Source organism: Anoxybacillus tengchongensis, from assembly GCF_014201585.1.
Taxonomy (GTDB): Bacteria; Bacillota; Bacilli; order Bacillales; family Anoxybacillaceae; genus Anoxybacillus; species Anoxybacillus tengchongensis.
Genome location: NZ_JACHES010000004.1, coordinates 218,094 through 229,954 on the forward strand (window position 1 = coordinate 218,094; position 11,861 = coordinate 229,954).

Genomic DNA, 11,861 nt, shown 5'->3' on the forward strand with positions numbered 1-11,861 from the left:
AACGCACCTTCTATTTTTCTGTATGCATCTTTTCTTCTAGTTTACAATATTGTTTATACAAATCTTTTAATGCTGCACATAGCGCTTGGTTTGCCTTTCCTAAATATCCTTCGTGCAATTGAGCAAGCGGCTCGTCGATTCCATCTTTTAACGAATGACCTTTTAATAACCGTGCCACATAATCACGACCGTGCTCTGTCGCTAACGTACAAGAAGCATCAACGATGACGCCATACTTTTTATCTACTTCAGCCGTAATCGTAAGTGTATCAAACACGCTTTTTGCTGCCATTCCTGAAGGCAATCGCGCATGACCGGCAATAAATTGCGTATTCATTCCTTCCCCCCCATCATCCCTTTACTTCCTAATTATAATGGAGGCTTGTGTGATTGTTATAAACAACTTTTCGACAAAATCAGCTAAATTTTCATAATTCCGCCTGTGCTTGCGGATGTTACGAGTTTTGAATAACGTGCTAAGTAGCCTGTTTTCACTTTTGGTTCAAACTCTTTCCAGCTTGCTTTTCGCTTTTCCCACTCCTCTTCTGGAACGAGGACGTCAATTGTTCGCTTCACAATATCAATGACAATATGATCCCCATTTTGTACAAAAGCGATTGGACCACCTTCAGCTGCTTCAGGGGATACGTGTCCGATGGATAAGCCTCGAGATGCGCCAGAGAAACGACCGTCCGTAATGAGTGCTACTTTCGTGCCTAATCCCATACCGACGATTTGCGATGTCGGCGCTAACATTTCTGGCATGCCCGGTCCGCCTTTTGGTCCTTCATAACGAATGATGACGACATGGCCCGGTTGTACTTTTCCTGCCGCAATGCCTTCTAGTGCTTCCTCTTGAGAATCAAATACGATCGCTGGTCCTTCGTGGCGTGTAATACCACCTTGAATGCCGCCTGTTTTAATAATCGCACCATCTGGGGCTAAATTGCCAAACAATACAGCCAGTCCGCCTGTTTCTGAATACGGATTGTCAATCGGACGAATGACTTCATAGTTTTTCACTTCACACCCTGCAATGTTTTCACCGAGCGTTTTTCCCGACACCGTCAATGCATCTAAATGAAGCGTACCTTCTTTTTTCGACAATTCATGTAATACAGCAGACACTCCACCTGCTTCATGTAAGTCTTCAATATGCATATCGGACGCTGGAGCGAGTTTCGCTAAATGTGGTACGCGGGCCGCAACTTCATTAATGCGCTCAAGCGGATAATGAATGCCTGCTTCGTTAGCAATAGCTAGCGTATGTAGAACCGTATTTGTTGAACCGCCAAGCGCCATGTCGAGCGCAAACGCGTTGTCAATAGCTTTTTCAGTTACAATATCGCGTGGTTTAATATTATGTTCGATTAAATACATTAACTGTTGAGCAGAACGGCGAACAAATTCTTTTCGTGCCGGATCAATCGCTAAAATCGTACCGTTGCCGGGAAGCGCTAAACCGAGTGCTTCAGCTAAGCAGTTCATTGAATTGGCTGTAAACATTCCTGAGCAAGAACCGCACGTTGGACAGCCGTACTGTTCCAACTCTTGTAACCCCTTTTCATCAATTTTCCCTGCTTGATATGCGCCAACGCCTTCAAATACAGACGAGAGAGAAATTTTTTTGCCATCGCTCGTGACTCCAGCCTTCATCGGTCCCCCGCTCACAAAAATGGTCGGAATGTTTAAACGCATCGCTGCCATCATCATACCAGGCGTAATTTTATCGCAGTTTGGAATGCAGACCATGCCATCAAACCAATGGGCAGAGACGACTGTTTCAACAGAATCAGCGATAATCTCACGGCTCGGCAACGAATAGCGCATGCCGATATGCCCCATCGCGATGCCATCATCGACTCCGATCGTATTCATTTCAAACGGTACCCCACCTGCTTCACGAATCGCTTCTTTGACGATTTTCCCAAACTCTTGTAAATGAACATGTCCTGGAATAATATCAATATACGAATTGACGACGGCAATAAACGGTTTATGAAAATCTTCTTCTTTCACTCCTGCTGCGCGCAATAAACTGCGATGTGGTGCGCGATCGAATCCTTTTTTAATCATATCGCTACGCAAAGTAAATCCCTCCATCTTTTCTGAACTTGTTAAACATTGTAACACTTTTTTAAATAAAATGACAATTCTAAAAATACGAAAGGTGCCCTATCTTTATTAGGACACCTTGAGCGTTTTTGTTTTCATGACATCATCATTAAAAACCGATCAACTTCTTTTGCCGCCTCTCGCCCTTCATGAATCGCCCAAACAACAAGACTTTGTCCACGTCTTGCATCGCCTGCGACAAATACACCTTCTACATTCGTTTTATAGCTCACTGCTTTGACTTTCTTGTTTACTGTCTCAATTCTGAATTGTTGCAAAAGTGGTTGTTCCGGCCCTTCAAAACCGATCGCGATCAATACAAGATCACACGGCCATACTTTTTCTGTACCAGGAATTTCTTTAAATATAACACGTCCATGTTTATCTACTATTTTTTCCATTTGAATGGTATACAACGCTTTTACTTTTCCGCTTTCATCGCCTACAATTTTTTTCGTTTGAATGCAATATTGCCGTGGATCCGCACCAAACTTCGCTTCCGCTTCTTCATACGCATAATCAACGGTAAAAATGAGCGGATATTGCGGCCAAGGGTTATCGTCCGTACGTTCTTTAGGCAATGCCGGATGTTTGCCAAACTGCACAACGCTTTTGCATTGTTGACGAAGTGCTGTTGCTACACAGTCTGCTCCCGTATCACCGCCACCAATGACGATGACATGTTTATGTTTTGCATCAATAAACGTTTCTTCTTTTTTACCAGTCAACAACCATTTTGTTGTTACAGTTAAATAATCCATCGCCAAATGAATGCCGTCAAGTTCGCGTCCTTCTATGACGAGATCACGTTGTTTTTGCGCTCCGATACAAAGCACGACAGCATCATATTGTTTCCGCAACTCATCAGCTGTTATATGCTTGCCAACTTCCGTGTTGGTTATAAACGTAATTCCTTCTTCTTCAAGTAAACGTGCACGCCGTTCAACGACATCTTTTCCAAGTTTCATATTTGGAATGCCATACGTTAACAATCCACCAACTCGATCATCACGTTCATACACAGTCACAAAATGACCTGCTTGATTTAATTCATCTGCACATGCTAAGCCAGCTGGGCCAGAGCCGATAACAGCGACTTTTTTTCCTGTTCGTTTTTTCGGGATGCGCGGTTGAACCCATCCTTTTTCAAACGCGCGATCAATAATGGCTCGCTCAATACCTTTGATCGCGACTGCGCGATCTGAGATAGCCACCGTACACGACCCTTCACAAGGTGCTGGGCAAACACGCCCTGTAAACTCTGGAAAGTTGTTTGTTTTTACTAATCGGTCAAACGCTTCTTTCCACCGTCCGCGATATACAAGATCATTCCACTCTGGAATAAGATTATGAATCGGACAGCCTGACGTTAAACCGTTCAGTTCCATTCCCATGTGACAAAACGGCGTACCGCAATCCATACATCGCGCCCCTTGTCTAACTAACATATCCGTTGAAAATGGGTCCGTATATTCTTTCCAATCACCTAAACGAGAAAGAGGATCGCGCTTCTTTTCTTCTTCCCGCACATATTCCATAAAGCCTGTTGCTTTCCCCATCGTTCTCCTCCTTCCTGCTTCTTTCGGAGCGATCGCTTATTTCGCGATCGCTTCCATCACTTTCGCATCTTTTTTATTTACGACTGTCTCAAACGCCTCCAATATCGCTTCATCATGCGACATCCCGCGTTGCTTCATCGCTTCAATTGTCTCAATCATAAGCTTATAGTTTTTCGGAATGACTTTGACGATGTCTCTCACAACACGTTCCCAATTCGCAAGCACATACGCTGCTTTTGGACTTTCCGTATATTCGTAATGTTTCATAATCATTTGTTGCACATCTCGTATTTCGTTTTCATCTACTAATGATTCAAATAAAACAAGTTCTCGGTTTGCACGTTTTTGCCACGTATCGTCATGAGCAAATACGTAGGCTACACCACCAGACATGCCAGCGGCGAAATTTTTCCCGACCGTACCAAGGATGACGACACGACCTCCCGTCATATACTCACAGCCGTGATCGCCAACTCCTTCAACAACCGCATGAACACCGCTATTTCGGACGCAAAAACGCTCCCCAGCTCGACCGCGAATATACGCTTCTCCGCTTGTCGCACCGTAAAACGCCACGTTTCCAATAATCACTTGATCATTTACAAACTCCGCTTCATGTGGTGGACGAATGATCACTTTTCCACCTGATAAGCCTTTGCCAACATAGTCGTTGGCATCGCCAATTAACGTCATCGTCATTCCTTTTGGTACGAACGCGGCAAAACTTTGTCCTACTGAACCGTGAAAGCTTAGCTGGATCGTATTTTCCGGTAATCCTTCTTCTCCGTACCGCTTGGATATTTCGCTACCAACTATCGTCCCGACGGTACGATGAACGTTGCGAATCGGAACATGTAATTGCACCGGCTTTTTTTGCTCTATCGCTTGCATTACAGCTGGCAAAATAACCGTATCATCAAGCGTTTGATCGAGACGATGGTTTTGCGGTTTAGAAAACGTTCGCGGTCCTTCCACTTGATACAACAAACGAGATAAATCAAGATGTTTCGCTTTCCAATGCCGCTTTGCCCGCTCGCTTATTTTTAATACATCGACGCGTCCAACCATTTCTTCGACTGTACGGAAGCCAAGTTGAGCCATAATTTCGCGCACTTCTTGAGCGATAAAATACATGAAATTCACAATATGCTCTGGTTTACCTGTAAATTTTGCCCGCAGTTTTGGATTTTGTGTCGCTACACCGACTGGGCATGTATCTAAATGACAAACGCGCATCATGACACACCCTAAAACGACAAGTGGAGCCGTCGCAAAGCCAAACTCTTCAGCACCTAATAACGCCGCCATGACAACATCGCGACCAGTCATTAATTTTCCGTCTGTTTCTAATACGACGCGATCACGGAGTCCGTTTAACATCAGCGTCTGGTGCGTTTCAGCTAAACCGAGTTCCCACGGAAGCCCGGCATGTTTAATGCTCGTTTTTGGCGAAGCACCTGTACCGCCATCATATCCGCTAATGACGATCACATCCGCACCACCTTTAGCCACTCCTGCCGCGATCGTACCAACGCCAGATTTTGCGACAAGCTTCACGCTAATGCGCGCATGACGATTCGCATTTTTCAAGTCATAAATGAGTTGGGCTAAATCTTCAATGGAATAAATGTCATGATGCGGAGGCGGTGAAATGAGCTCCACACCGGGTGTAGATCCACGCACTTTTCCGATCCACGGATATACTTTATTCGCAGGAAGTTGGCCTCCTTCTCCAGGCTTTGCCCCTTGCGCCATTTTAATTTGCAGTTCATCCGCATGAACTAAATAATGACTTTTTACACCGAAACGACCGGATGCAACTTGCTTAATTGCACTGCGACGAAGATCGCCATTTTCATCTCGTACATAGCGACGCGGATCTTCGCCGCCTTCTCCACTATTGCTTTTTCCACCGATGCGATTCATCGCAATCGCAAGCGCTTCATGAGCTTCTTCGCTCAACGAACCGTATGACATGGCCCCTGTTTTAAATCGACGAACAATCGCTTCTACCGGTTCGACTTCATCAAGTGGAATTGGCGTACGCGTTTCGTCAAACTCAAACAAATTACGTAAAAAAGTTAATTGTTCTTCATTGGCCATCTTTGAATATTGCTTAAACAAATTATAATCGTTTTTTCGACACGCCCATTGTAACGTATGAATCGTTTTCGGATTAAACGCATGATGTTCACCGTTTTTACGCCATTGCAGTTCGCTTCCTGACTCTAGCGTACGATCATAAGATGGCTGAAACGCTTGCATATGACGCATTTTTGCTTCCTGTGCGATTTCGTTTAAACCGATTCCACCAATTTGTGACGCTGTTCCTGTGAAATATTGTTCAATGACATCATCCCCGATACCGATCGCTTCAAAAATTTGTGCGCCACGATAGCTTTGCACCGTGGAAATCCCCATTTTTGACATCACTTTGACAACGCCATCTGTCACCGCTTTTTTGTACGTTTCGACTGCCTTTTCATATGAGGAATGAAGCACTCCTTTTTCAATCGCTTCTCGAATGGTCGCAAATGCCAAATACGGATTGACCGCATCTGCCCCATAGCCGATTAACGCCGCAAAATGATGCACTTCACGTGCTTCTCCGCTCTCAACAATTAAACTCACTTTTGTGCGCGTTCCTTTTCGAATAAGATGTTGATGTACCGCACTTACCGCAAGGAGCGCTGGAATCGCAACGCGATGTTCATCTATCGAGCAATCGGATAAAATAAGCAACGTTACGCCAGAAGCAATCGCTTCATCCGCCGCTTGACATAATTCATTTAGTGCGTCTTTCAAATCATCTGTAAAGACCGTAGATAATGTGACGCAAGAAAATTCGCGATATGGATTTATGCGCAACGCCTGCAACTGTTTATTCGTCATGATTGGAGAATCCAAGCGAATGCGACGGGCAGAAGATGCATCCGGATTCAACAAATCTCCTTCTTTTCCAAGCAAAGTGACCGTTGATGTGACGATGTATTCACGAATCGCATCGATCGGCGGATTTGTTACTTGCGCAAACAGTTGCTTAAAATAATTAAATAAACTTTGTGGCCGATCTGATAAGACAGCTAATGGAGTATCATTCCCCATCGCGCCCGTCGGATCTTTTCCTTCTGTCGCCATAGGAATAATCGTTTTTTCAACATCTTCATACGTATACCCGAACGCTTTTTGCCATGTCAAAAGGTTGTCAAACGGTTGTTCATGATCATCTCCTGCGCATTCATCAATTGAAACCATTTGTTCGTTCACCCATTGACGATACGGTCGTTCATTGGCGATTTGTTTTTTTACTTCTTCATCAGAAATGATTCGACCTTGTTCGAAATCAATAAAAAGCATTTTCCCAGGGCCTAGTCGTTCTTTATATAAAATGTTTTCTGGTGCTACATCAATCACTCCGACTTCCGATGAAAAAATAATATAGTCATCTTTTGTCACATAGTAACGAGCTGGACGAAGACCATTTCGATCTAAAATGCCACCAATTTGTTTTCCGTTTGTGAACACGATGGCCGTTGGACCGTCCCACGGCTCCATGAGACAGCTATGATATTCATAAAATGCTTTTTTATTGTCATCCATCTCTTTATCCCAATACCATGGCTCAGGAATGAGCATCATCGCTGTTTCAGCGAGCGATTTTCCAGCTAACACAAAAAATTCAAATGCATTATCAAGCATGGAAGAATCGCTTCCATTCGTATCTAAAATCGGAAGCACCTTTTGTAAATCTTCACCAAAAACAAGCGATGAAAATTGTTTTTCTCGCGCCATCATCCAATGAATATTTCCCCGTAACGTATTAATTTCTCCGTTATGAATCAAATAGCGGTTTGGGTGCGCTCGCTCCCAACTCGGAAACGTATTTGTGCTAAAGCGCGAATGAACGAGCGCAAATGCAGAACAAAATCGTTCATCTTGTAAGTCAACATAAAAAGCATCGAGTTGCTCTGGAGTGACTAATCCTTTGTAAACGATTGTGCGACTTGATAAACTGGCAAAATAATATTCATTGTTTTTCACTAACTTTTCCGCACGTTTACGAATGACATACAATTTGCGCTCAAAATGTTGCTCATCGGTTACATCATCGCTCGCTGCAATAAAAAGTTGACGAATACACGGGCGACTTTGTTTTGCTAATGTTCCGAGTTTTTCGATATCTACAGGCACATCTCGCCATCCGAGTAACGTTTGTCCTTCTTCATGGACGATATCATTGATTTGACACTCTAACATCACTCGCTTTTGTTCGTTATGTTCAAAAAAGAAAACCATCCCCACTCCGTAACGCCCTTTTTCTGGAAGTGAAAATGAACAGACAGCTCGAAAATAACTATCGGGAATTTGCACCATGATTCCAGCGCCATCGCCTGTTTGCGGATCGCTTCCTTGACCTCCCCGATGCTCTAATTGGCGTAACATATGAAGCCCTTGCTTTACAATATGATGGGACGCTTCACCTTTTAAGTGAGCGTATAGCCCGATCCCACATGCATCATGTTCAAATTGCGGACAGTACAACCCTTGTGCCTTCGGTAATCCTCTCATGTGAATCCCCCATTCCGTCATCATGTATGTATAATTGTAGGTTTCATTAATCATACAAACAATATATAATTTAGATAATATTCATCTCATTTCGAGAATAATGGAAAGAGGTGGAAAAATGGAATTAAGACAATTGATTTATTTCACGGAAGTTGCCAAACGAGAACATGTGTCGGAGGCTGCTGAAGCGTTACATGTCGCTCAATCCGCTGTCAGCCGCCAAATTGCAAACTTAGAGGATGAACTCGGGGTCAAATTATTCGAGCGAGAAGGAAGAAATGTAAAATTAACACCGATCGGACGCCACTTTCTACAACATATTGAATCAGCATTAAAAGCGATTGACTATGCGAAACAACAAATTGAAGAATATTTAGATCCCGAACGAGGAACGATTAAAATCGGCTTTCCAACAAGTCTTGCAAGTTACACGATGCCGATGGTCATTTCAACATTTAAGCAACAACACCCGCACATTTCTTTCCATTTACGCCAAGGTTCTTATAAGTTTTTAATCGAGGCAGTAAAAAAACGAGAAATTGATTTAGCTTTTTTAGGTCCTGTACCAACAGAAGAAAAAGGCATTCAAGGCGATATTTTATTTACCGAGTCGTTCGCCGCACTCATTCCGACAGATCATCCACTCAATCAAAAACGAAGCATTGCTTTAAGCGAATTACGACATGAGCCGTTTGTCATGTTTCCAGAAGGATTTATTTTGCGTAAAATTGTTGAAGATGCTTGCAAACAAGCCGGCTTTTCTCCAATCATTTCGTCAGAAGGAGAAGATTTAGATGCAATTAAAGGACTTGTCTCGGCAGGGATTGGCGTTACTTTGTTGCCAGAAAGTACATTTTACGAAACAACACCGCGTTATACAGTCAAAGTACCGATTGAACTTCCACTCGTCCGCCGTAATGTCGGCATTATTTTACCTAAATATGAACTTGCACCGTCTGTCAACGTATTTTATCAATTTGTAAAACAATTTTTCACCATGTTAGATCGATACCAGTAAGCCAGCTGATATACTAGCCGGCTTACTGCCTCTTACACAGATAAATCGATCCCGACAACTCCAATGACGTCACCTTCTTGCACAATCGGTGCTGAAATCGTTAAACATGGACGTTTTGTCAATGCTGACGTGTATACGGAAGAAACGTACACATTGCCTTTAGTTGCCTCAACGAACCACGGTCTTGCTTTCGCATTCACGAGACCAGCCGAGGGATTTGAATAAATGAACGTTCCATCGATGCGATTTGACCAAACAGCTTCTATATTCTCGTTCATCCGCAAAAATTCATTTAAATATCTCTCATGTTCTGTCGCATCTAAACGAACGAGTGGATAAAAATGGATAAATGATGTAAGCTTTTCTTTCATCTGCTCAATCACATATACATCTGCAGAAAATGTCTGCTCTCGTTCATCATTTTTTATAATGGCTTGTAATTCATTTGATGTTTGTTCAATGGCTTTATTCACTTGTAACATTTGTTCGACATTTTTATGCTGTATATCCATATGATCCGCAACCTTATGCGCATGCTCTTTGTTTTCTAAGGAAAGCGAGGAAATATATGCAAGTAAAGCCGAAATTTCTTGCACACTCCCTGTTTGTTCTTCGACCGATTGCGATGAATCGTATGCCATAGCTGTCATATGATGGAGCTTTTTTCTAAAATCAGTTAGAGTCGAAAGAACGTTATTCATTTCACTTGACCCATTTTCGATTTGCTCTGTCTCCGATTTCACCATGTGCATCGTTGAAGCAATTTCTGATTGAATAGATGACAAAATATCACGCGTTTGTTCTACCGCAACTGACGTTTGGTTGGCTAATTTTCCAACTTCATTCGCGACGACAGAAAATCCTTTCCCGTGCTCACCCGCACGCGCTGATTCAATGTTTGCATTTAATGCTAAAATACTCGTCCGTTGCGAAATAGAGGCGATCGTTGAAAGAATGTGATGAATTTCTTGTGAGCGCTCGACTAACAATTCCATTTGACGAAGCAGTGCATAATGCCCTGTTCGCAGATCATTCATTTCGCGTTGAAGGTTTTCTAATGAATGTAACGATCGAATAAGCTCATTACAAGACGCTTCGCTGTCTGCATGAATGCACTGGGAAACATCTGAAATTTTCAACGCGGACTGTTCAATCATTTTCATTTTCTCTTCTACTTGTGTCGTATAAATCACTGTTTTTTCCAAACAATCAATGAGCTGTACAGTACTTTGCTGTGTAGCACTTGATGTTTGATCGAGCGACTCAGCAGCCAATTTCATTTGTTCTACAACTGCTTTCAGTTGATCAGCAGCCACTTCAATTTGACCGAGCATCACATTCGATTGCATTTCGTTTTCTTTTTCTATTTTTACTCGTTTTTTTAACGAAAACATGTATAATCCACCCTTCACGTTATATTTTATGACATGATTATAACATCCAAAGAAGTGGAAAGGAATATTTTTTCATATTTTTCAAAATATTATGTTATATATCTTTACGTAACATTCGTTCTGAAAATACCCATTTATAGCTACCTAACCAACTGACGCCCATCCCGCATATTGTTGCAATTAATTTACTTAAAAAAATAGGATAAATTTCGTTTAACACATACAAAAGTAAAAGTGTAACTGTAAAGGAACAAAGATTAACGACAAGAAAACGGGCAAATTGTTTCATGATCGCCCCTTCCGCTCGAAACGTCCACGCCCGATTCCATATGTAGCTATTGATCACACCCGCACTATAGCCAAACATTTGCGCCCACATATACGGCATACCGAGAGCTACAAGCAAGAAAAACAGTCCAAAATCTACAAATGTATTGCCTGCTCCAACAACTGCAAAGCGAAATATCGTAACTACTTTATTCGACATAATGTGGCACCTTCTCAAACATTTATAAGTGTATATTGGATTTTTATGTTAATATAAAAAGGTAAGGAATATCAACTCATATAGAAATATCCATCATATCAACAAAAGGAGCTGTCAAAATGGAGCACAAAATTGAAAAGATTCCATTTGAATTGACCATCGTGGGAAAAAGGTACCGTGTAAGAACAAACGAAGCATTCCAAACGATTTCTTCGCTTTGGGATCATGCCAAAAAGGATGGATTTATGCAAAAACTGATCGCTCTTTCTTGGGAACAGCCAAAATGCATGCTCGCAGGGTTGTTAGGTATTTGTGGGAAAGAAGCTAAAATAACAGACGAAGAGTTTACTTACTTTATGGGGGTGCGTTATGATGGAGAAGTTCCAAGCGATATGCAATATATGACGATCACACACGACACGTGGGCAGTCATTCCAAACGTAACCGAAGCGTGGAATCAATTATATGAATGGCTTCCTACTTCTCATTACGAGCTTGCTAAAATTCCATGCATTGAATGTTATTACCCTCCAAATCACAATCCAGAAAATGAACTATGGGTTCCTGTTACGTTTAAATAATAGAACAAAAATGTTAACGCATGCCAAAGGAGTTGCATAAAAGAGGGTCTTCACCATTTTCTGTGATTTCCACTCAATCCCAGAAACATGTTAGCTGGATGAAATGGGTTCATCAGTCAAGATCCTTCTTCCGCATAC

The 11,861-nt window shown here is 42.3% G+C and carries 8 protein-coding genes; 2 read left to right on the forward strand and 6 right to left on the reverse strand.

Translation table 11 applies throughout. The annotated features are described in order from the left end of the window. Positions 1-10: 10 nt before the first annotated feature. The 4 genes from HNQ82_RS06600 to gltB form a co-directional block, all read right to left on the reverse strand. On the reverse strand, positions 11-337 hold the full coding sequence (locus HNQ82_RS06600) for a DUF3870 domain-containing protein (RefSeq protein WP_032101467.1): 327 nt from the start codon (positions 335-337) through the stop codon (positions 11-13). 83 nt (positions 338-420) lie between these two features. Further along, complete coding sequence (ilvD, locus tag HNQ82_RS06605; RefSeq protein WP_183248208.1) at positions 421-2,103, reverse strand: dihydroxy-acid dehydratase; 1,683 nt, start codon at positions 2,101-2,103, stop codon at positions 421-423. Positions 2,104-2,210: 107 nt separating this feature from the next. Further along, positions 2,211-3,674, reverse strand: coding sequence for a glutamate synthase subunit beta (locus tag HNQ82_RS06610; RefSeq protein ID WP_183248210.1), 1,464 nt, complete (start codon positions 3,672-3,674; stop codon positions 2,211-2,213). A gap of 36 nt (positions 3,675-3,710) precedes the next feature. Beyond that, the gene (gene gltB, locus HNQ82_RS06615; protein ID WP_221261060.1) at positions 3,711-8,243 is read right to left on the reverse strand and encodes a glutamate synthase large subunit; all 4,533 of its coding nucleotides are present in this window, start codon (positions 8,241-8,243) and stop codon (positions 3,711-3,713) included. A gap of 118 nt (positions 8,244-8,361) precedes the next feature. On the opposite strand from gltB, the gene gltC reads away from it, so the two are divergent. Beyond that, on the forward strand, positions 8,362-9,261 hold the full coding sequence (gltC, locus tag HNQ82_RS06620; RefSeq protein ID WP_183248212.1) for a glutamate biosynthesis transcriptional regulator GltC: 900 nt from the start codon (positions 8,362-8,364) through the stop codon (positions 9,259-9,261). A 32-nt stretch (positions 9,262-9,293) separates the two neighbouring features. Here gltC and HNQ82_RS06625 read toward each other — a convergent pair whose 3' ends face one another. Together HNQ82_RS06625 and HNQ82_RS06630 are read right to left on the reverse strand one after the other, a co-directional pair. Beyond that, positions 9,294-10,655: a methyl-accepting chemotaxis protein gene (locus HNQ82_RS06625; RefSeq protein WP_183248214.1), complete on the reverse strand. Its 1,362-nt coding sequence runs from the start codon at positions 10,653-10,655 to the stop codon at positions 9,294-9,296. A gap of 94 nt (positions 10,656-10,749) precedes the next feature. Then, positions 10,750-11,142, reverse strand: coding sequence for a GtrA family protein (locus tag HNQ82_RS06630; protein ID WP_183248216.1), 393 nt, complete (start codon positions 11,140-11,142; stop codon positions 10,750-10,752). Positions 11,143-11,261: 119 nt separating this feature from the next. Here HNQ82_RS06630 and HNQ82_RS06635 point away from each other — a divergent pair, with 119 nt between their 5' ends. Next, the gene (locus tag HNQ82_RS06635; protein ID WP_183248218.1) at positions 11,262-11,723 is read left to right on the forward strand and encodes a GyrI-like domain-containing protein; all 462 of its coding nucleotides are present in this window, start codon (positions 11,262-11,264) and stop codon (positions 11,721-11,723) included. The last annotated feature ends 138 nt before the right edge of the window (positions 11,724-11,861 follow it).